Origin of the sequence: Paraburkholderia sp. BR14312, assembly GCF_040948675.1 — a bacterium.
Taxonomy (GTDB): domain Bacteria; phylum Pseudomonadota; class Gammaproteobacteria; order Burkholderiales; family Burkholderiaceae; genus Paraburkholderia; species Paraburkholderia nodosa_A.
In genome coordinates, this window is the sequence record NZ_JBFPKI010000016.1 from 70,442 (window position 1) to 92,471 (window position 22,030).

15 protein-coding genes and 3 pseudogenes are annotated in these 22,030 nt (G+C 59.8%); 10 read left to right on the plus strand and 8 right to left on the minus strand.

Annotated features, from left to right (window positions below; genetic code table 11):
• Positions 1-31 precede the first annotated feature (31 nt).
• Positions 32-416, minus strand: a pseudogene (locus tag AB3X98_RS35570) (transposase); the annotation flags it as partial.
• A 51-nt stretch (positions 417-467) separates the two neighbouring features.
• Between AB3X98_RS35570 and AB3X98_RS35575 the strand changes: the two are divergent.
• Together AB3X98_RS35575 and AB3X98_RS35580 are read left to right on the plus strand one after the other, a co-directional pair.
• The gene (locus AB3X98_RS35575; protein WP_368604610.1) at positions 468-920 is read left to right on the plus strand and encodes a TIGR02594 family protein; all 453 of its coding nucleotides are present in this window, start codon (positions 468-470) and stop codon (positions 918-920) included.
• A gap of 730 nt (positions 921-1,650) precedes the next feature.
• Positions 1,651-2,115, plus strand: coding sequence for a hypothetical protein (locus AB3X98_RS35580; RefSeq protein ID WP_368610394.1), 465 nt, complete (start codon positions 1,651-1,653; stop codon positions 2,113-2,115).
• A gap of 350 nt (positions 2,116-2,465) precedes the next feature.
• Here the strand turns inward: AB3X98_RS35580 and AB3X98_RS35585 are convergent, their stop codons facing one another.
• Together AB3X98_RS35585 and AB3X98_RS35590 are read right to left on the minus strand one after the other, a co-directional pair.
• Entirely contained in the window at positions 2,466-3,890 is a 1,425-nt protein-coding gene (locus tag AB3X98_RS35585) for a hypothetical protein (protein ID WP_368604608.1), read from the minus strand.
• A gap of 115 nt (positions 3,891-4,005) precedes the next feature.
• Positions 4,006-4,473, minus strand: a pseudogene (locus AB3X98_RS35590) (Tn3 family transposase); the annotation flags it as partial.
• 490 nt (positions 4,474-4,963) lie between these two features.
• Between AB3X98_RS35590 and AB3X98_RS35595 the strand changes: the two are divergent.
• Positions 4,964-5,602: an OmpA family protein gene (locus AB3X98_RS35595; protein ID WP_368604607.1), complete on the plus strand. Its 639-nt coding sequence runs from the start codon at positions 4,964-4,966 to the stop codon at positions 5,600-5,602.
• 507 nt (positions 5,603-6,109) lie between these two features.
• On the opposite strand, the gene AB3X98_RS35600 is transcribed toward AB3X98_RS35595, so the two are convergent.
• Positions 6,110-6,808 carry a response regulator transcription factor gene (locus AB3X98_RS35600; protein WP_368604606.1) on the minus strand — a complete coding sequence of 233 codons (699 nt, stop codon included), beginning with the start codon at positions 6,806-6,808 and terminating at the stop codon, positions 6,110-6,112.
• A gap of 422 nt (positions 6,809-7,230) precedes the next feature.
• Between AB3X98_RS35600 and AB3X98_RS35605 the strand changes: the two genes are divergently transcribed.
• The 5 genes from AB3X98_RS35605 to AB3X98_RS35625 all read left to right on the plus strand — a co-directional run bounded on the left by AB3X98_RS35605 (position 7,231) and on the right by AB3X98_RS35625 (position 12,234).
• Complete coding sequence (locus AB3X98_RS35605; protein WP_368604605.1) at positions 7,231-8,253, plus strand: PAS domain-containing protein; 1,023 nt, start codon at positions 7,231-7,233, stop codon at positions 8,251-8,253.
• A gap of 722 nt (positions 8,254-8,975) precedes the next feature.
• The gene (locus AB3X98_RS35610; protein WP_368604604.1) at positions 8,976-9,407 is read left to right on the plus strand and encodes a DUF3761 domain-containing protein; all 432 of its coding nucleotides are present in this window, start codon (positions 8,976-8,978) and stop codon (positions 9,405-9,407) included.
• A gap of 76 nt (positions 9,408-9,483) precedes the next feature.
• Complete coding sequence (locus AB3X98_RS35615; protein WP_368604603.1) at positions 9,484-10,191, plus strand: response regulator transcription factor; 708 nt, start codon at positions 9,484-9,486, stop codon at positions 10,189-10,191.
• Positions 10,188-11,594, plus strand: coding sequence for a FecR domain-containing protein (locus tag AB3X98_RS35620; RefSeq protein WP_368604602.1), 1,407 nt, complete (start codon positions 10,188-10,190; stop codon positions 11,592-11,594). Before AB3X98_RS35615 ends, AB3X98_RS35620 begins: the two co-directional genes overlap by 4 nt.
• A 25-nt stretch (positions 11,595-11,619) precedes the next feature.
• Positions 11,620-12,234 (plus strand): hypothetical protein, encoded by a 615-nt coding sequence (locus AB3X98_RS35625; RefSeq protein WP_368604601.1) that lies wholly within the window; start codon positions 11,620-11,622, stop codon positions 12,232-12,234.
• 35 nt (positions 12,235-12,269) lie between these two features.
• Here the strand turns inward: AB3X98_RS35625 and AB3X98_RS35630 are convergent, their stop codons facing one another.
• From AB3X98_RS35630 to aqpZ, 3 genes are all read right to left on the minus strand, one after another.
• Complete coding sequence (locus tag AB3X98_RS35630) at positions 12,270-14,705, minus strand: CHASE2 domain-containing protein (RefSeq protein WP_368604599.1); 2,436 nt, start codon at positions 14,703-14,705, stop codon at positions 12,270-12,272.
• 287 nt (positions 14,706-14,992) lie between these two features.
• Positions 14,993-16,321: a galactosyl transferase GMA12/MNN10 domain protein gene (locus AB3X98_RS35635; RefSeq protein WP_368604598.1), complete on the minus strand. Its 1,329-nt coding sequence runs from the start codon at positions 16,319-16,321 to the stop codon at positions 14,993-14,995.
• A 45-nt stretch (positions 16,322-16,366) separates the two neighbouring features.
• Positions 16,367-17,098, minus strand: coding sequence for an aquaporin Z (gene aqpZ / locus AB3X98_RS35640; protein ID WP_368604597.1), 732 nt, complete (start codon positions 17,096-17,098; stop codon positions 16,367-16,369).
• An 830-nt stretch (positions 17,099-17,928) separates the two neighbouring features.
• Here aqpZ and AB3X98_RS35645 point away from each other — a divergent pair.
• Both AB3X98_RS35645 and AB3X98_RS35650 read left to right on the plus strand, forming a co-directional pair.
• Positions 17,929-18,696 carry an EAL domain-containing protein gene (locus tag AB3X98_RS35645; RefSeq protein ID WP_368604596.1) on the plus strand — a complete coding sequence of 256 codons (768 nt, stop codon included), beginning with the start codon at positions 17,929-17,931 and terminating at the stop codon, positions 18,694-18,696.
• Positions 18,697-19,010: 314 nt separating this feature from the next.
• Positions 19,011-20,891: pseudogene (locus AB3X98_RS35650) on the plus strand (ESPR-type extended signal peptide-containing protein); the annotation flags it as partial.
• An 8-nt stretch (positions 20,892-20,899) separates the two neighbouring features.
• Here AB3X98_RS35650 and AB3X98_RS35655 read toward each other — a convergent pair.
• Positions 20,900-22,027, minus strand: a complete 1,128-nt coding sequence (locus tag AB3X98_RS35655) for a hypothetical protein (protein WP_368610395.1) — start codon at positions 22,025-22,027, stop codon at positions 20,900-20,902.
• Between the last annotated feature and the right edge of the window lie 3 nt (positions 22,028-22,030).

The following is a 22,030-nucleotide window of genomic DNA, read 5'->3' on the forward strand; positions in this document are numbered from 1 at the left end:
CGTCAAGCGTTAGGGAATGACTTTCGTTCGTAAAGGCGCCGTTGCGCAGGATGGCGAACAGGACGTCGCAGCCTCGCCGTGCCGGTGCGATGAGCGCGCCTTGTTATGTCGCTTGCCCTGCTGGACCTTGAGTGCGTAGCATGTTCTTGAGACGAGGTCTCTCAAGGCAGCGAGGGCCGATAGAAACGGCGCGTTTGAGCACTTTGTTGCCGCGCCTGGGCGGATGCTCGCCACGCCGGATGGATGAGCCAGGGTACCGGATAACACTAGCGAGACCAGCGTAAGCAACCAAGTGATCTAGCGAACCGAATGCTTTGTGCGCGATTTCGGTGAGCAGTCTGGCGGCGGTCCTGACGCCGACTCCCGGCATGCTGATCCAGGACCGGCCAAAGAGGGTGAGCGAGCACTAGCCGGTCCGCTTCAGCGGCAGGTGGGAAATTGACAAGTAAAGAAGGCGGGTAAATTCGATGACTATGAATGCGCGACACGACATCGTCCAGCCTTCGTGGATGCATGTGGCAATCGCCGAACGCGGCGTCAAACGTTTCCCAATTGGAGAAACGAATCCGCGTATAGTTGAATATAACAACCAAACCAATCTTATCGGTTACGACGACAAAATCTCATGGTGCTCCTCGTTCATTAACTGGTGCCTGGCAAACGCCGGCGTCCGCGGCACAGGGTCAGCGCTGGCGCGCTCGTGGCTGGACTGGGGAAACGAACTCGCAAGCCCGATGTACGGATGTATTACCGTCCTCACGCGCGACGATCCCACGAGCTGGAAGGGGCATGTCGGATTCTATCTTCGTCATGACGCTGAAGCGATTTACCTGTTGGGCGGAAACCAATTGGACGAGGTGCGAGAACTGGCATATCCGGTCTGCTCGGTGCTCGGATACAGGTGGCCGATGTCACCGTAGTGGGCCGATTGCGGGCACGTATTTCGCCGGTATTGTGGTCCCGCCGCCGCGAACGTACTTGGCATTCAGGCCTAGGCTCCCACCAAAAGTAGAGGTAGGCATAATACGGTGCAGTTGACCAACATCGGGCGGGACGAGCCCGGCGCATTCCGGCATTTTCATGCGACGGCGGGGCGGTATCTCATGTGATCGCGACAGACGGGCTGTCAAATGAAATCGAAATGTCGGGCGTTGTGTGGGGAGTGTCAGGCTGCTGGGATAGCATTCTTTCGGATTTCAGCGATGGCTCTCCCCTTATGACTATCTCTGACAGTATTGCCACCATGAATCCAATATCCTTGTGAAGCCGAGGCGTACCTTGCATTAAAAGCGGAGAGGCACTGTTGACCTCCCGTTTACACGCAGCGCCGTTCTCCGAACGCGCCGGTTATTTTTCTTTTTCGGGCGGACTGAAGACACCTAACGGTTTGACGGTTGGTCGTCGGACGCTCGGATCTCCGGGGAAGGCGTTTTGCGGGACTGCGAACTTTGTCTTGTGCGCATCGGTCAATCTGCGCAACCGGTCAGCCAGTGCATGGCGAGGTGCTACACAATTGGCGCGCAGGCTTGCTGCCATGAGACTTGCAAAGACAGTGGGCCAACGAGATAACAATGATCTGTCGTCGGCGGGGCAATTTCGCTAGTGATTTCCTCCCCATTGTAGGGATTTATTGGATTCCACGAAAATACAATGACTCATCATGGTACGAGTCGGCGCGGGGCCGTCAAGGCTGCGCGCCACAAACCCCGCACGCGGGAACAGCTGCTGCCGCTGCCTGCTACACGGATACGTGCGCTGTCGCTCGAGTATCACATGGCGCTGGTGGTCATGCGAGCCGGGCAGGGTAATCTCGACATCGTGGCCTGTCTGGTGCGCATCGTCTGCCTGGCGTATTTGATGGAAGCCATGGTGCGGGGACACGGTACGCCGAAGCCGTATCGGGCAGCGGAGGCTATCCTGGAGGAGAGCGCGGCGCGCGCACGCCATGGCGAGAGTTGGTGTTTGCGTGACGAGGAGGCAGTCGTGATTGAGCGAATCCTTGCCGTACACGACGCCCAGCTAGCAAGCATGCCCTCGTATTTCTATGACGATGCGTTGACACGCCTTCAGCACTTTGTCGGCAAAGAGAGGCGTTCTCCGATTCCTGGCGAGTGAAGCGTCGCGTCAAAGGGTGGCGCGTCGCAACTTCTCAGCCAGCATGGATTGCTCGCTGTCGATGGCATCGGCAGCGAGATGGCAAGCGCGACGCCTTCCTGACTGGCCTTAGACGACACGCAGCAGGTCTATGCGTCAAACGTCGCAAGGCCCGTCATCTGGATAGGCGGGTTCTGTCGTGGAACGGCGGTCCAGTTCAGAGGATTCCGCCTTCCAGACTTCTCGAATACGCGAAGAATGACCGAGGAAAGGTCGCAAAATCGCTGCGGGGTCTGGGTTACACGATTTACGTCTTCAGTCGGCTGGAACGCGCGGACAGAAGGTTCCTGGCTAGAGGTCCATGCGGCGCATTAGCGGTTAGCAAAGTCAATCAGCCACGATGCGATACCTCTTGTCACCGGATACCAGTCGCCTTCATGAGTCTGGCGGATCACGGTCCCGTCGCTGATCCATGGGCTAGCAGTTCCACCACTTCCCCAACGCCAGTCGCCGGAGGTATTGACAGGTACACAGGTCGGTTTGCCCATCATCGCTGCAAGGTTGGCAACTGACGAGTCCACCGCAACCACCGCATCGAGTTGGGCGATGCAGGCCGCTGTGTCGTCAAAATGCCAGATACCGGGTAGATAGCGGCTCATATTGCCTGTTGGATTGCCAGCCTCTGCTTCGACTATTGGGTGATGCAGGTTCACGAAATGCACGTGGTTAGCCACCGCAGGATTCGTCGCGATCCAGTTGACTGCCTCGAGTGGCAGGCTGCGGCGCGCGGCCCAATACCGCTGGATGCTACCGAGTTCAGGCCGGTGTCGCTGATCGCAATCCCAGAACAGCCCAACCAGCGTCTTCCCTGGATGCTGCGCGCGTAGCTGTAGTGCCCACGCTTCGGCGACCCGCTGTTTCACAGCCGGCGCGTGGATGTACGGCTGGAAGCAGTACCCGGACGTCAGCATCTGCCCGGCTTTCAGCAGTGGAAGATGTAGCAGCGTAGCGTGAAACTGCGGCGCAAACGAGTCTACGCATGCCAGCACCTCATCGGGTAACACGTCTTGCGCTCGTAATGGACGCGGCGCGCTAACGACCTCGCACTCGGGCAGCGACGCCTCCATCAGCGCATGGATTTGCGGGTCGCATGTGATCATCACGCTCGCGCCCGCTTCAAGCCAGTCGGTCACACATGCCGCCAGGAGGAAGTTATCGCCGAAACCTAGCTGATGCGTGATCAGCACACGTCGGCCGCGCAGGTCGGTTTGCCCGCTCCACCCTGGAATTCCCGAGGCACTGTAGTTGCCTGCCGAGCTGGGGTCCCCATTACGCATCAGCCAGTGACAAAAACCACGCGCGTTTCCTGACTTGAGCATCGCCTCGCCCATCAAGTGTTCGGCCTGTGCCGCGAGTGGTGCATTGTCGGCAGCTGCCGCCTGCCGGGCCTGGTGCAACAGGGGGATTGCTCGCACGAGATCACCGGCCATCATCAGACTGTAACCACGACGTAGCGGGTTAAGCGCGGGTTCGCCCGAACCCAGCCGGTCACGCGTCCATGTCTCGGCTGCGTCGGCGTGCCGCCCCAGCAGATTTAAGACAAACGCGCGTAATTCGATGAACCTGGCGTTGCGTGGATCGAGCGCTAGTGCACGGTCCGCCCAAGGAAGCAATTCATTTTCGCGGTTGAGCGCAAGCAGCGTCTCGCAGATTGCATGCATGACTGCGATATCGTGTGGAGTGTTCGCATGTTGCGCTTCCAGATCACGCAATTGCTGGTTCAATTCGACTGTCATCGTAGGTCTGATCTTCAGATAGTGCAGCCACAGTCACATGCAGTTCCGATTACACTTCGGGCAGCGGGCGTAACGGTCGGAAGTTGCCGGATTGATGCTTCTGGCTGTGTTTCTACACGCAGTCGCCGGTCAGATTTATGTGCTCCGAGCCGAGCGGCGACAGATATGGTAGCAGCGCGACATCGGCCGTCACGCCCCGTGAGGCGCGTCCCCTGAATTGGCCGTTCAAGATACCCGGTGTTCCACGGCACAATGGCGGCCATGAGCAGATTCAGTCCGCTGGCGCCGCAGCGCTATGCCTCGAAACTGCGATCACGGAGTTCCCAAAACGCGGTAGCAAAACACCGAACGGGCGACGCGTTGCGTGCCTCCCCTTGTTCAGGCCACGTGAACGCGGCGGCGCACCTCGACGGTCAACAATGTACAGCGTGCGCTCGATGCGGCCGATCTCGCGCAGCGCGACGGTCGGGCCGTTCTGCCGTGCCTGGCTGCCGAGCTTGCGCAGCAACAGCGAAGCGGTGATGGTGCCCCGCCGGATCGAGGACGCCAGTCGCAGTGCCGCGTCCCAGTTCCTCCGGACGTGGTTGGACGACCTCGATCTACCGCCAGGGTGGTGAGACCTACCGGCAAATGGATGACGCGTTCTGCGCACGATAACTGGCTACGCAGGCTCCCAGTGTTCTCGGTGCCTCAACGCGCTTTATTTTCCGTCTTCTCGAGCGACCCGATGAGACCATGCGCACATAAGGACCGTCATGTCTGAATCCATCCTCGCGAAATAGCCACTCTAATTCATCGGGCGGCCTGGATCAGCGATCGGACGCTAGCGCAAGCAACAGTTCAGCGGCGTCAGAGATCGCTCGGCTTCGTGACATCAACGTTCTGACACGTTCTGACAGTTGCAGAACCACCCGGTCGATAGAATCGACCCGAGGTTTTCGTAGCGAATAAAAATTGATGCACGAGAAGGATGAACAGATCTCGGGCAATGGCGCAGGTGACCATCTTCAAAGCGCTGTCTGGCGGGGAGTTGTGACCAAATGGAAGTTAACAAGCCAAGAGGAACAAATAACATGCAGAGCCGTACTATTAAGAGAGTTGCAGTCCTCGCGACGGCAGCCACATTGCTCGCCGGGTGTGCGACGGAGCAGCAGAACAACACAGCAGTCGGCACGGGTGTCGGCGCGGCCGCAGGCGCGGGGATTGGAGCTCTGGCGGGAAAAGGAAAGGGGGCTGCGATAGGCGGGGCAGTGGGTGCGCTCGCTGGCGGCATTGCGGGCTACAACTGGCAAGCCATCAAGCAGAAACTCACTGGCGCTACGGCGGGTACGGGCACGCAGATCGCGGAGCAGCCGGATGGCTCGCTGAAACTCAATATTCCGAGCGGAATTTCGTTCGACACCGACAGCGCTGCAGTGACGCCAGCCTTCGCGCCAGTGTTGCAGCGTGTCGCCCAGACCATCGCCCAGCATCCTGAACTGGCGGCGCAGGTGGTCGGATATACGGACAGCACGGGTTCTGCGGCGCACAACCAGGTTCTTTCCCAGAACCGCGCGCAAAGCGTTGCGTATGCGCTCAACCAGTACGGGGTGGCCCCGAACCGTCTGACGGCAGAAGGCCGAGGCGATTCCCTGCCAGTAGCCTCGAATGACACGGCTGCCGGTAGGGCGAAGAACCGACGCGTCGAAATTCTTCTGCACGCCATGCAATAGGTGGATGAACTCACGCTCATGCGATCGGGCCTTCAGAGCAGTGGGGTAATCTCACCGTTTGCCAGTTCGCCTTGTGCTGGTAGAGCGAAGGCGTTTCCTTCGTTCTACCGACCGGTGAAGTGGCGATGACTGAAGCCGTTCAGAAGCATAAGCGCCAGCCCAGAGGGAACCGGAGCGATTCATGGGTAAAGCGACTGAACGCCGCCATGCCGGTAGAAGACGGCGCGGAAGTAAGTGCGTGGGTTTCCCAGCTCAGGCACGAAGCGACGGAAGCGCGCCGACTCATGGATGAGTTTCTTGCTGCAGAAGCTTTTGACGCGAGCCATCATTCGACGACACGCGGTTGCGTATCAAGCGAGTGCGGTTTCACGCGCTCAAGTACCGCGCCCGATATCGACGCTACCCGCTAGTCGGGGAAGCCACGTCGATATTCGGATTAGTCGCTTGTCCACGGGTGGCGAGCGGAAACTTGCATGCCAGAAAGTTGCACGCAAGAATCGTCGTCTCTCACGCAGCGACACTATCCAGTTTCTCAAGCCTGTAACCGTAACCGTAAATCGGAACGATGCAATAGCCGTTCTGCGGTCTGAGGTCGAGCTTTACCCGAACGGCGGATACATGCGTGTCGAGCGTGCGTGTTGGAATGTCAGGAGACTGCTTCCATACCGTCTCGATAATGTGTGCTCGCGACAACGGGCGGCCGAAATTGCGAAAGAGCAATAGTGCGACCTGAAACTCTTTCTGCGACAGCGGGATCAAGATACCGCGCTGATAGACTCGACACTCCTGCAAATCGAAGAGGAAATCATCGAACTGCTGGGTTTTGGCCGATTGCTCCTGACGGTATGTCCGGCGAAGCAGCGTCGTCACCCGAGCGAGTAGTATGGGAGCGGATACCGGCTTGACAACATAGTCGTCAGCGCCTGCGTGGAGCGCACCCACAATATCAGACTCCTGACCACGACTTGTCATGAAAAGCACGGGCAACTGTGTTCCGAAGCTCGCGCGAATCCATGAGAGCACTTCATCCCCCTGAATATCCACTACGTTCCAGTCGAGGGTGACGAGATCAAAAGTCTCGCGCTGCATCCGGTGGATTAAAGCGCGTCCTTCCGTGAACAAATAGCAATTGTGGCCAGCTGGCGTCAGAGCTTCCGAGATGAACTGAAGCTGACTGGGATCGTCGTCAAGAACTGCAATGCGCATAAGGCCGCCTGCCTTCGTGTCAAGTCTGTGATGTGGGCATTGTCTTCCGGTCCCGTCCTCAAGAGTGTCAGAGAGTGACAGCCACCGAGGCCATTCGGTCTTGCTGGTACGACGGCATTTCGCCTGATCGACGCTCGCGGCCGAACAAATAGAACGATGTCCGGCTTCAGTCGGACAGGTAGAGCGGGCCGAAAAGCTGCTTTCCCACGCCCGGATCTGGCCGACCGGCCAATATATGCTGGCTGTTGATGCGCTTGTATCAGATGGTCCCGGAGCTTTCGTTCAGGATTTCCTGATATTGGATTAAGGATAGGCCTATTCGCATGCGCGCCCGACCGCGTTGCTGACCATGTCTGACAGTCCCGCTCGGGAGCGTAAGGTAGCCTACAGGCACACACCTGTTGGGGAGATTAAAGATCGAGATGGAATGGCTGGTGATGACGTTGGGAATCTGCACGCTCGTCGCGTGTGTCGGCGCACGCGCGCTGGGCAAGGGCCGGCCCGGTGCGTTGGCGGCAGTTGGCAGTTGTGCCGGAGGGACCCACACTAATTCCTCGGTCAGGGCTTCTTCTGCATTGCGTCGTCCGTCAAGACCGTTGTCCTGGGCAGCGAGACTCGACCCCGAGAGGGCATCGCAAGCGGCCAGATCTGCTGCTGTCGGTGAAACGCCCTCGCGAAACAGAGTTGGACGCGGCCTGGAAGCCTACGTTTCCGGCACCGGCCAGGCACGGTACAACGATCAAGTAGACGAATGGCTGTTTATCGTTGATTTCGACAGGGACGGGTTTCCGACTCTGGTCAGAACGGGCTCATTCGGCGGCATGACCTCCGCGCCCCTTGGCAACATCGTTTTACGTGGACTTTTTGCAGCCGGTCTTGAGCAGGCAGTCGTGTCCAGTATCAATGACCCATCGTCGCCGTGCGGCAGCTGGGAGGGAGAGACGGTCGCGGGAACGGGTCCGCGCCGGTATTGCGCGAGGTGGATGACTGTGGCCGCGGAATGCGCCTGGCCGTCGCGCGTCGTGTTGACGGTTGCGGATGTTTCTTCATTGTGGAGCGTGATGGAATTTGGGCACGCACGTGAACGGCACTATCGGACGCTGGTCGAGAACTGTCCCGATCCAATCATTCGCTTTGACCGGGAGGGCAGGCGACTCTATGCAAACCCTGCGCACGCGAGCGCGACGGGAATACCGGTCATGGTCGGGGAAGGAAAGACACCGCGAGAACTGGGCGTGTTTGACGAGCAAACTTGCGCCAGGTTTGAGCGGCGTCTCGAACGGGTGTTTCAGACGGGAGAGCCGACCGAGTTGACGGTCGATTGTGATCCGCGTGGCAAGGGGCGTTTGTTCGCCATCCGTATGGTTGCGGAAACAGGCGAGGACGGGCAGACGCAGAGCGTCTTGGCCATCGCGCGCGATGTGACCGGCTACCGTCGTGTGTAGTTGGTGTGCATAGGCGGGAAGTGCGGGAGGGGATGTTGGCAGGCGGTCGCCGTGATTTTCTCGTCTGGCACGATGCGCGGCAGCGTTGTTGCCATTGCGTTCGAAGGCCTGCGAACGGTCTTGCTGAAGTTGCCCGTCTGTTCGCAGTAAATCGATGCGGTGGCCGCTCAACTCCGGTGCCAAGGGCACGCAGAGTGGGGCGTTCCAGGCCTGCATGCACCGGAACTGCGCATCCTGCAGGGGTGCGGAAAGGATTGCCTCCCGAGCGGCGCTGCGCATTGCGATTCCATCTGGTCAGTGCGGTGCGCTTCAGTCGCTAATGCGACACTGAGGCCGGGCGCGCGGAGAGCCGGGGCATCAAGCCTCCGATGCTCGTGTGTTTGCGATCGCAAGCGTTCGCACACGCGTTCATCTGCACAGGCGGCCCCGCGGTCCTTCTCCGGGAGGCGATTCTCGCCCGCACGCGGGGCTGACGTTCTCTGACAGTCAGATGGTCGACCCCGTAATACAGTTATGCCACGGACCCTGTCCACACCTGTGCGCGCCTACCTGATGGCGAGTTGCGCGACCGAGCGTGTTCGCGCGGTGTGCAGGCCGAAGCAGTGTCGGTCTGTTCTGTTAATCGTCAATCCTTTTGACTCCCGTTTGGTCTTGCCGCTTGCGTTTAGGAGCGAAAAGGTCACAGGCCGTTTCTCAATATGTGGTTTTTTCCCGGAGAAGGCATGAAGCAGCAATGGTTCTTTGCAATCGTCGCCCTGCTAGTCGGCGCATCCCCCGTTTTTGCCCAGCAGGCCAGTGTCGCGCCGTCGGGGGCGACCGCCCTGTGTTCGGACGGCACATACTATTCGGGCCTGTCGAAGTTTGGAGCGTGCGCCCATCACCACGGTGTAAAAACGTGGCTGGCAAGTCATGGGCAAGGCGCTGGCAATGCAGGGCCGGCGAGTGCGCCTGGTGCAGCTACGCCTTCAACGTCGGCGGGCGGTGCGATGAAGCCGTCGGCAGGCGCGGGCCAGGTGTGGGCGAACGAGACGACGCACGTCTATCACTGCTCCACGGACAAGTGGTACGGAAAAACGCACCATGGATCGTACATGTCGGAATCCGATGCTGTGGCCAAGGGGTTTCACCCGTCGCATGGTCACGTGTGCCACTGACGTCGACGTCGTTTCTGATTCTGTCCGTGCTCGGCCGACCCGATTTCCGCCATGGAGAGGCGGCAATGGAAAAACAATGGCGACGATGAGAATCGGTGTTCTGGAGGAAGATGCGGCTTGTGCCGAATTGATCCGGTTGACACTGGAGTCCGACGGGTACGTCTGTGACGTCTTTGCCGACGTGAACGCGCTGGTGCGCGAGCTTGCAAGCACCGGATTTCATCTGCTGTTGCTCAACTGGGATGCACCGGGGTCGACCGGCGACGGGGTAGTGAGTTTGATCAGGGATAGCGTACATCCGCCGCCGCCAATGATCTTCCTGACGATCCGGCCACTCGAGGAAGATATCGTTGCAATCCTGGAGGCGGGGGCCGACGACTACCTGATAAAACCGGCCTCGGCATTGTTACTGCGCGCGCGCGTCGGGGCACTATTGCGCCGGACATACGGGAAACGGATGCTCGACGCTGAGGTTTTCGGTTCCTATCGCTTTGTCATTTCCTCCCGGCAGTTGTATGTGTGCGACAAGCCGGTGCCGGTGAGTTGCCTCGAATTTACACTGGCTCTACTATTCTTCCGGCATATTGGCCAGGCGCTGTCTCGCTCCTATTTGCGCGAGATGGTCTGGCAGCGGGATTTGTCCAGAAACTCACGATCGCTCGATACACACGTCTCCGCGATCCGGTCAAAACTAAATCTGCGTCCCGCAAACGGCTACAGGATTTCGCCGATATATCGATACGGGTACAGACTGGAAATGGTTGACGGGGTAGAGCAGGGATGACAAAGGCTGAATCGTGGGCTGGCGCGGCGTCGATCGTCCTGTTGTGCTCTTTCCAGACGTGCGTTGGTCAGACCGTCGACCACAGCCATGGCAAACCCGGGTTCGAGCTTTATACCGTACGTCCAAACGATACGCTCTTTGGCATTGCGTCGCAGTATCTGCAAGAGCCAGTGGACTGGATGCGCCTGAAGCGGATCAACGGTGTGTCCAATCCACGCGATCTGAAATCGTTCAGGGTTTTGCGCGTGCCGGCGGAGCTGGTCAGGCACGATCCCCTCACCGCGCACGTCGTGGCGCTGCGCGGCGTGGCCGAGAGAGGGGCAGCAGGCGGTCCATTCTCACCTCTGCAACCCGGCGTGCCCCTGACTGAAGGCGACCAGATCCGCACGGGTGATGACAGTTCGCTCTCAATCCTGTTGTCCGACGGCTCCAACCTGGTCTTGCCGTCCAATAGCACGATGGAGTTAAGGCAACTGCACGAAGTGCCGATGACCGGTGCCATTCACCGCAAACTCGAGCTGCAGAAGGGAGAGGTTGAGACGGGGGTGACGCCCCTAAGACGCCCAGGCGACACCTTCGAAATCATTTCACCTTCCATTATCGCGAGCGTGCGCGGAACACATTTTCGCGTCCAATACATCGAGGCAAGCAAAGCGACGGCGGTCGAGGTGACGGGCGGGACGGTCGCGGTTGAAAGGCCGGTCCAGTCGAAGAGAGATTCCGGCCCTGGTCCCTCGCAGCATACTGAACCACTTGACATGCAATTTGTTCATGCCGGCTTCGGGAACGTGACCGGCGTCGCCGATTCCGTCGGCGCCCCCGTAAGATTGCTCCCCGCGCCAGAGCTGAACGAACCGGGGCGGGTTCAAAACCAGGCGCAACTCATCTTCAACGTTCGTCCGCTGGCAGACGCCGTTGCCTATCGTGTTCAGATCGCCCGGGACGCGGGGTTTCTGGAGCTGCTGGGCGACCGTCGTAGCACACCCCCCCAAATCCGCTTCGATGAACTGGCCGACGGCTTGTACTTTGTACGATTCAGTGCAATCGATCAGCGCGGGCTGGAGGGCCTCGCTCAAACCTATGGGTTTGAGCGACGCAAGATGGGCACCATCAGCCCGACAGGGGATCCGTTGTCGCACGATGGCGCCTATGAATTCAGGTGGATGTCGGATACCGGGGAACTGACCACGGGGGAACCGACGACACGCTACCGTTTTGTACTTTCCACGTCACCCGACCTGGCAGCAAGGATCCTGGATGTTGCCGATATCGTCCAGACTCGCCTGACGGTTTCACATCTTCAGCCAGGTCGATACTACTGGACGGTCACCGCGGAACAGTTTGAGAACGGCAAATACTATTCAAGAACGAGCGCTGTGGAGTCGTTTGTCATCGGGCAATAGACCACTACTTAAACGAGAAACAACGGTGTCGAGGAATCAGAACGCGTGGCGAGCTTGTTTGTTCCTGGGTGCTTTGACGGCCCTTGGTGGATGTGCGAGCCAAACAAAAATCATCGTCACAGGTTATCGCGAGAAGGCGTTCGGGGCGGCGATCACACACCATGCACAAGGCGACCCGCGCACGTTCAGTTTTCAGCGGTCTGAACTGCGGGATAGCGACGACATCAGGCCTGCCCCGGAGCTGCTGGAGGCGCTGGCGGCGCATGGTTTCGCCGCGACTGGAGCGCCCGGCGCCCGATATGCGCTGACTGTTGCACATTCGTCAAGGCCTGCGGCGACAAAGGTGGAGGCGCAATGCCAGCCAGCTCTGTCGCCGGGCGGCTGCGAGGCCCCCAGCCAGGGGCGACCGCGGACGCTCTTCGGTAGCATGCGATATGTGCACGCCGTATCGATCCGGCTCACCAATGCCCAGACGGGGCAGGTCGTCTACAAGGTCGCCGCTGCGGCCACGAACGGTAACCGTAACGGTGACACAATCAGTCCATGTCTTGAAGCACTGGCCGTCAATCGCTTTCCGCCAGATCGTGAGACCTTTGTGGACGGCGAGGCAGTATTGAATGCTGCCGAATGTGGGCCATGAAGGGCAATTGCTGGCAGTGACGGTTTGATCGTTGTTCAGCTTCGCGACGACAGGGGGCCGTTGTCCCGGCCGTTGGATGCGGACTCGAGGGAAGTCGACGCGTACGGCAGGCGAACGGTCATCGTTGTCCCCTGGCCGGGCGTACTGTCGCAATCGATACTGCCACCGTGCCTGACCAGCACGGTTTTTACGAATGTGAGCCCGAGCCCGACTCCATCGCTGTCTGGCTGACCGGCAACCCTGAAGCGTTTGAAACGGTTGAACAACTGCGTGCGGTGTTCGGGCGAAATTCCATAGCCCTGATCTTCGATTTCGCAAACGATCTGTTTTATCGGCTTGTCTTCCGAGCGCAACCTGCAGTGGATTTCGGTGTTTCGGGGGCTGTACTTGATCGCGTTGTTCAAGAGGTTGACCAGAGCGCGAACAATGAGTGAGCGGTTCGCCCTCACGGGGAGCTCAGCAATATCTTCATCGCAAATCACCTCTATCTCCCTGGTGCTAGCGAGAGGCCACACTTCGTCGATCGCCGCATGCACGCAATTGGCAAAGTCAAAGATGTCCAGTTCAAAGTCCTGTGTCTCCGCCTTTGCCAGCCGGACGAAGCTATCCGCAAGGGCCAGGGTGCGTCGGGCGTACCGTTCGACGCGATCGAAGGCCAGTCGAACGCCAGCAAGTTCGGTTTTGCGTCGTTCGATATCGACCAGCGCGATGATGGAAGACTGGGGCGAGCGCATGTCGTGCGACAGAAGATGCAGCATCTCATCGCGTTGCAGTTGTGCCGCATGCAGGGTCGTCACGTCAGAAAGGCAGCAGATCCATCCGAACAACTCGCCCGCTGCGTTCCTGCATGGCGCAAAACGTAGAACATAGCGGCGGCCGAGCGGGTCGCGTATTTCTATGCCGTGACTGGCCACTATCATGAATCCGGGCCTTTCCGGCAATAGCGCGTCGGGCCACGCGACCTTCACTTCCGGGCCTGCGGCGACTCCGGCAACATTGATGAATGTCCAGTGACCGAGCAGGTCGCATAAACTATTGCCCTCGAGTTTCTCCTGACCGGGTGCGCGCAGGCAAGCGCGGGCCGGATCGTTAGCGAGCCGAACGTTACCCTGATCGTCCGCCATCAGTACCGGGTCAGGAAGGCTGTTGAGGCTGTCCCATATCAGCCGCTTCAGATCGTGTACCTGCCGTGCTGCCTGGCGCATGAGTCTGATATCACGTTCGAGTTCGTAGCCGATGGTGAGCTGACCGTGGTGCAACCGGCTACGCAAGAGCGGCTCCTCACGGGCAAGCTGTTCGAGCTCGGCTCCCACGAACGTGATGATGACCTCGAGGCGTCGCCAGTTCCATATGACGTGAACGCACAGCAGGCAGATGGCCGCGGGGACCGGGCTCACCCAGACTGACGCTTGCGAAAAGATCAGGTAACTCAGCGCAAACCATCCGCTTATCAGAAGCGGTTGAGCAAAGAGGCACTGGCGCGGGGTGAGATACAGGAATCCCGCAAGGAGAAGAATCACCGGGGCGAGACAAAAGCCGATTCGTGTGACGTTGCTTGCCGGTTCGATACTACGCTCTGTGAGCAGAGCGTCGAGAACGTTCGCATGTAGTTCGACACCAGACAGCGCGCCGCGCTCGCTGGACGCCGATGTGCTGATCCGTTCCGCGAGACCGCCGGCGGTCGCGCCGACGAGGACGAAGCGGTTCGCGAAAAAATTCGGCGGAACGTCTCCGTTCAGAACGTCGATAGCCGAAACCTGCGGGTATGGGGCGGACGCGAACGGCAGGAGGATGTGGTTTGTACGACGCAGTTCGCCATGCTGACTGAGGCCGGTACCGGCTCTATCAGCGGCATCCGTGCCAGGCAAGGAGTACGTTTTTCCACGCAATGACTGAAGGACGGGTTCGGTGAACTGCGGCCACAACTGTTCCGAATTCCCCTCGAGAAGGGCGACGCTGCGCACGATGCCGTCCTGGTCGGCTTCCAGGTTGACGTGCCCGATGCCGGCTGCCGCGTGCTCCAGAACGGGGACCGGCAGGATCCCGTGCCCAGGACTTGCCGCGCTGGTGTCGCTTTCGACGATAAGGGGGAGGTAGACGCGGGCACCAGACATCGCGTCTGCGAGAATCTGGTCTTCCGGCGAGGGTTCGGTGAACAGTACGTCGTACAACACGGCGCGCGGCGAGGCGGCGCTGATGCGCTTTAGAAGCTGTGCGTGTACGTCCCGGCGCCACGGCCAACGGCCGACCTGGGCAAGGCTGTTATCGTCGATGCGGACAATAACGATGTCCGCGTCCGCCGGAAAGGCGCGGTACCGCATCCACCTGTCGTACACGAAGTGATCCGCGGCAAGCGTCAGGTTCGCCAAAATCAAGGTCGTAACGAGTGCGCTGCCCATGCAGGCGAGCAACAATAATTCTCGCACGAAGCGGCGGTTTTCCGGGCGCCATGATCGTCCGTTCAGCAGCATCTTAAAGCGTGGGTCTCGTGGGTTTAATCGGGGTGTTACCTTTGTTCGTCCGGTTCGTTTTGCCGCCGGGCGGAACGCTCAGCCTGGAGCACTAGCTATCTGGTTGCTAATGTGCGCAGTCAGAGTGTGTTGCTGTTTCTTCCCATCTTGCGGGGCCTCATTGCACTGCCTTGTGGCAGTCATCCCCGGATAACGTGGCGAACGTGACGCGTGATTTCGCACGGGATCCCGGCTTCCACCTGGATATATTCAGCGTACGGAAGAAGCGTGACGAGTCGTGCTGCCGGCTAGCCCGATGCTATGAGCTCGTCGTGGTTCATCATCATCGCGCGCATTTGCGTCCACATGCCGAGATAGTGCACGATGAAACTTGAGGACGTTCGCATAAACCAGGGCGTATTGATCGTCATTGGATTGAGAACTGTCTCTTTATCCAGTAACCCGAGGCGTTGGAGCACGTTGATACAGTGGTACTGGTCACCGTCTCCCGCATAGACACCGGATCGATCAGGCAGCGACGCTATCTGGTCCATGAGGTTCTTCAGCACGAGAGCGTTTTCCGACGTACGGCGAAAGCCCATAATCCCGGAGTTAAATGGCCATTGCCCGATGTCGCGGGCAAGCAGGCGATCACGCGACATGAGCAGCGGCTCGATGCGCCGCCGTTTGTCAGCGATGAGAATGTCGGCATCGAGCCAGATCACCCATTCATGGTGATGCAGGTATCCGTCTAGCAGCCAGGGCTTAAGCCAGTTCCCCGTGCCGGACAGTCCGATCTCCCTGGGAATCTCGCGGTGGACGTGAAGCGTATAGTTCTGTCTTTCGCAATAATGCCGGAAGCTGTTTTCCGCAATCTGACCGTATGATGCGATCTCAGGGGTATAGAGCGTTACAAACGCTATCTCTCTGCCTGCATTGAAAGTCGATCGATCGCCTGCTTCACCGGGAGCAAGCTTCGGAAATTCAAAGAGCTGCGAAGCCCCCGATTTGCAGTGATTCAGATGTGCGAACAGTGCATCCCGGAAGCGCGGCACGATGCCTGTCTCCACCGGTGCATGCGTGGATTCTTCAATGCTGATCGCGAACGTAGGGACGACGCACCATCGCGGGTCCAGATTGGGGCCCGAATGCATGACGACGCACAATCCCTCGATCGGGGTATGCCATACATGGGTGGAGAATTGACCAAGGAGTGCTTCTTCACCTGGAAAATCACCACCACCAAGCTTGCAGGCATCTACGATCTGCCCGATCTTTCTGCGCGTCTGTTCGCAGTTTCGCCAGATCTGCACATTGGCCTGCGGGAGCGCAGAGGAGGTTGACACCAGCAGGACATCGCGGTCTTTCATCAAGCGGTTGACCGGGACAGCCTCAACGATGGCTGCATTCCCGGTCAAGACAAGGATAATTTCGCCTGGCGCCGTGTGCTCCAGAAGCTCAGCCAATGCTTCGTACTTGTGCAGCGCACGGACCTGCTGGCCGCGCGGCCCAAGGCTTGCGTCCACCACGCGATGTCCATAGCCGTGCGAACCGGCATACTGACGGTGATTGAACAGGCTCTCATCGGCGGGGTCCCCGATGAAGCTCAGTACGGTTGCGTCTGGCGGCACGTCCATGGCCCTGGTTGGTATAAGCAGAGGCGAGAGACTTGGCTCTCGTCTTTATGCAATCTCGGCGTGGGTCGGGGCAGTATGCCGACGCGATGCTGCGACCGCATGATAGACAAGTCCGGCCACAACAGCGCCAGCAAGAGGCGCGACCCAGAAAAGCCACAACTGCGCAAGCGCGTCTCCACCGACAAAGAGGGCAGGTCCCGTCGATCGGGCGGGATTGACGGACGTGTTGGTCACGGGGATTGACACAAGATGAATGAGGGTCAAGCAAAGACCGATCGCGAGAGGCGCAAAGCCTTGCGGAGCACGGTCGTCGGTGGCGCCCAGGATCACGAAAATAAAGAAGAAGGTCAACACGGCTTCGCAGACAAACGCGGAGGTCTGCGAGAAATGTCCGGGCGAATGAATTCCGTAGCCATTTGTGGCAAAGCCGCTCGAGACCAGGTCGAAGCCCTGTTGTCCAGAAGCGATTGTCCAGAGCACGAACGCGCCGAGAGTCGCACCGGCCAACTGCGCGAGAACGTATGGCACCACATCACGTGCTGGAAAACGGCCGGCGACGCACAGACCGAGCGTGACGGCCGGGTTGAGGTGACATCCAGATACGTGACCGATGGCATACGCCATGGTGATGACGGTCAGGCCGAAGGCGAGCGAAACACCGACGAAACCGATGCCGAGCTGAGGGAAGGCGGCAGCGAGAACCGCGCTACCGCAGCCGCCCAGCACCAGCCAGAGAGTACCCAAAAGTTCGCAGGTGAGACGGTGGTGCATTTTCATTCTTGAACTCCTGTGGAAAGACAGCAAAGACGAGCGCATTGGCAATTAAAACGCGAGCGCAACGGTGACGCGAACAACGTGAGCCATAAGCGATAGACAGCCGATGCGCGTCCGGATGAACCGTTGTGGCTGCTGTTTTCGGTTCGATGCGAACGCCGATTACGATTCGCAATCCTTACTACGTAGCGTTTTCTCGCTGCCGAGTCTTTTTTCTGCTTGCAAAAATGATCACGTCGTCACGGGACGCTCAATGTAGCCCCATCGAGGGTCGCCGCGGATACAGGCCGCCGCATCGACGGGTAGAAACCCCGTCGGAAACCGCTTTGCGCAAAAGATCCGCCGCACGCGCGCTTTGTCCTGGTCGCCGCCACCGGGCTCGCCAATAAAGCGTTAATTTTTGTGAATTCGAGTGGCAATGGTACACGTTTGATGCGCAGCAATTGTCAGAAATCGTCAGGCGATCTTGCCGTGCGGACAGTCGCGACGAGGGTGGCAGACGCAATGCCCGACGCGGCGCTTTTTCCGGTCGATGGTCGCGGCGGCTCCGTGGGCCTGACACTGCCTGACAGTGGACTCGCAAACGCGGTGCTAACCTCCGAGCCTCGATGAACGTCTCTGCAAATCGGCGCGATGGTAGCGGCAAGGAGAATTCCTGACAGTGTCTGACACAAGGGCCCTTCGATCTGAACTAATCTCGGTGACATATGCAAACCCGAACTGCAGCCGATTTTCACTGTTCAGGAGAAGCGGATTCCTATGTATCTGTGAGCCGTTCGGAAGCCGGCTTGCGAACGCGGCAAGGCAGGTGATTGCGGCTCTGGAGGCGGATCGTGGTCGATGAGAAGAATAGTCGAAATGTATCGGGCGCCGGGGCAGAGGAAGATGAGGCGTGCCCTGCGCAAGAAGTATGGGATGCGCTTCGTGATAACCGGTTCACATTGACGCTTGAGCCGGTGTCCAGCGTAGACGATGCAAATAATGTCCTTTACCACGAATGTTTTGCAGTGTTGATCGACGCGCAAGGTGTGTCTCACAGGGCGGGCAGTGTTGTGCCCGCGCTTCGGGAGGCAGGCTTGATCCGCCTGTTCGACAGGTATGTGGCACGAAGCGCCATCCGGCTTCTGAAGTCCGAACCGCAGCTGCGACTGGGCGTGAACCTTTCGGGTTTCAGCGCAGTGCCGGATGTGCTCTGGACTGCGGCTTTTCTTGATCTTGCGCAGCGGCCGGACGTTGCGCGGAGGCTCGTTGTCGAGATCACGGAATCGGAGCCGCTACGGACTGGGGATGCCCGGCTCTTCGGACGGCAGGTCAGAGCGCTCGGATGCAGGCTGGCCATTGATGATCTCGGTGCCGGCCACTCGTTCGACAACCTTGATGAATTTGAGCAGATCGACATTGTGAAGATTGACCGATCCATTCTTGTCGGCGCCCGCGCGGCGCAGGGCGAGACCAGGCTTAAACAGCTTGTTTCGCTCGCTTCGCATGTCGCGACGCAGGTTGTGGTCGAGGGCGTCGAGACAGAGGCAGATGTTGCGGTAGTCAGGGCCGCAGGAGCGACCTGGATGCAGGGACGTTTGCTGACCGCTGCTCAGCACTGACGCGTACTTGCTCTGCCATGTAAGTCAAAAGCACGCCAAAGCGGCATATGGAGCCCAACATGAAGAAGGTCTACCAGGTGGTCCGCAGTGAGTCATCGGGGTGCACTAGTGGCCGCGCCGGAGTGCGACAAAGCCAAAGAAAGCAGGCAGGTCTGCGGCGGATGTGCGGGATCAACAGTTTGTGGGTGATGTAGTCAGCGCGCCAGCACAAGGTATTTCTTTGCCCTGGATTGCCTTCCTGATCGGAGCCTCCGGGGCCTCACGCCGAAGTGCGATTCGCAACAATGACAGGTTGCGGCTAGAGAGAACGAATAATGAACAAGATCTACAGAACCGTCTGGAATGAATCACTCGGTGCATTTGTAGCCGCATCGGAACTCGATGGCGCAAAGACGAAAGGAAAGGGCGGAAGCGCGTCCTCCTTTTTCGGGCGCCTCAGCAGCACTGACGACGCCGGCGGCGGTTCGCAGGGCGACGTGCTGCCAACGGCGATATCCATCGCAGTACTGGCCTTGGTGGGCGGAGGCGCCGCCTACGCGCCGGGGGCATTTGCTCAGGCCACCACGCTCTCTGGCTGTAGCACCGCTGTTGCGAACACGAACGGTGGAGTCGCCATTGGTTGTACTGCGACGGCATCGGGAGTGAACTCAACGGCGCTTGGTTTTAATGCAACGGCGTCTGCCCAAGGTGCCCAGGCACTGGGTGCCGGGTCGACGGCAACTGCTTACCATGCCGTCGCTGTTGGTCGTGGCGCGGTCGCCACGGGCACCAGCTCTGCGGCTTTTGGTGACGCTGCAACGGCAGCCGCGGGCTTCGATACTGCTCTTGGCTCGCTGGCTACCGCCTACGGAGGAAGTTCCTCTGCAGTTGGATATAACGCGACGGCGGCAGGGCCCAATTCCGTTGCATTCGGCTCGGCGGCAGTCGCATCGGCTTACATCGCGACTGCCATCGGCGCCTCCGCGACGGCGTCGGCGCAGGGTGCGGTCGCCCTCGGCGGCTCCTCAACCGCTTCGAGCGTGCAGGCGCTTGCAATGGGCTTTGGTGCTCAGGCAACCGGTACCGCCAGCCTAGCACTCGGCACCGGCGCGTCCGCGTCGGCTGCCTACGCAAACGCCATCGGCTTTGGTTCCGTTGCAACTGCTCTCAACAGTGTTGCTTTGGGCGAAAACTCGCAAGCCTCCGGTTCGAGCGGAGCGACGGCCGTCGGCGCACAGGCGACCGCGAGTGGTAGCAATGCCGCCGCTTTCGGCATATGGACCACGGCAAGCGGGACCAACGCCGTGGCCGTCGGGTATAACGGTATCGCTAGCGGAGCCCAGGCGACAGCGATCGGTGAAAAGGCAACTGCCTCGGGCGCCAACAGCACGGCGGTCGGAAGGCAGTCTGTCGCGGCAGGCGCTGATGCCGTCACGGTCGGCTACGGCGCCACTGCATACGGCCCCGATTCGCTTGCGGGAGGTACAAGTGCCGTCGCGGGTGTGAGTGGAAGCACGACGGTCGTCAACGATATCGCACTGGGCAACGCGGCTTCTGCGGTGGGGGGAAATTCCATTGCGCTTGGTACCGCGACGTCGGCCACGGCCGCGAACGCCACAGCAATTGGAAATGGGTCAGAGGCGCTTGCGGCATCAACTGTCGCTCTTGGCGTTAGCAACACCGCCGCTGCGGCAGCGGGTCTCGGCGCGATTGCAGCCGGCTATCAGTCGCAGGTGGTCAGCGGCAAGGGGGCTGTCGCGCTCGGCTATCAGCAAACGGCATCCGGCAACGGCGCAGTTGCGATCGGTGACCCGAATACGGCGACGGGTACCGGCGCCGTCGCTGTCGGTGCGACCAACACGGCGACCGGAACCGGCGCAGTGGCGCTGGGTAACTCGAACACGGCAGCCGGTACCGGCTCGCTGGCGCTCGGCAGCGCCTCGACGGCGGCGACCAATGGATCGATTGCGCTCGGGGCGGCCGCGGTCGCTGGGGCGAGCGCTGGCGATGTCGCGCTCGGTTCAGGTTCGGTCACGGCAGCTGCAAATGCAACCTCGACGACGACAATTGGCGGCGTGACTTATACGTTCGCTGGAACCAGCCCATCGAGCGTGGTCAGCGTCGGCTCTGCCGGCGCAGAGCGCCAGATCACGAATGTGGCCGCAGGCCGTGTATCCGCAAGCAGCACTGACGCCATCAATGGGTCCCAGCTGTATGCCACCAATCAGGCCGTCAACAGTCTGTCCACGTCGACGTCTACCGCTGTCAGCTCATTGTCGACAGGCCTCTCGACGACCAACAGCAATGTGTCGTCGCTTTCGACGTCGACGTCGACGACGGCCAGTTCCCTGTCTACCGGACTGTCCACGACGAACAGCTCTGTTGCCTCGCTGTCGACTTCCACGTCGACTACGGGAAGTTCGCTGTCGACCGGCTTGTCCAGTGCCAACAGTTCCGTGTCTTCACTCTCGACGTCGGCCTCGACAACGGCGAGTTCGCTGTCCACGGGAGTGAGCTCGCTCTCCACGGGCCTGTCGACGACCAACAGCAATGTGTCGTCGCTTTCGACGTCGACGTCGACGACGGCCAGTTCCCTGTCTACCGGACTGTCCACGACGAACAGCTCTGTTGCCTCGCTGTCGACTTCCACGTCGACTACGGGAAGTTCGCTGTCGACCGGCTTGTCCAGTGCCAACAGTTCCGTGTCTTCACTCTCGACGTCGGCCTCGACAACGGGGAGTTCGCTGTCCACGGGAGTGAGCTCGCTCTCCACGGGCCTGTCGACGACCAATAGCAATGTGTCGTCGCTTTCGACGTCGACGTCGACGACGGCCAGTTCCCTGTCTACCGGCCTGTCCACGACGAACAGCTCTGTTGCCTCGCTTTCGACTTCCACGTCGACTACGGGAAGTTCGCTGTCGACCGGGTTGTCCAGTGCCAACAGTTCAGTGTCTTCGCTCTCCACGTCGGCCTCGACAACGGCGAGTTCGCTGTCCACGGGAGTGAGCTCGCTCTCCACAGGCCTCTCGACGACCAATAGCAATGTGTCGTCGCTTTCGACGTCGACGTCGACGACGGCCAGTTCGCTGTCTACCGGCCTGTCCACGACGAACAGCTCTGTTGCCTCGCTGTCGACTTCCACGTCGACTACGGGAAGTTCGCTGTCGACCGGGTTGTCCAGTGCCAAGAGTTCAGTGTCTTCGCTCTCCACGTCGGCCTCGACAACGGCGAGCTCGCTGTCCACGGGGGTGAGCTCGCTCTCCACGGGCCTGTCGACGACCAACAGCAGTGTGGCATCGCTGTCGACCTCTTCGTCGACGGGCATTGCGTCCGTTTCGACCACGGTCAGCACGCT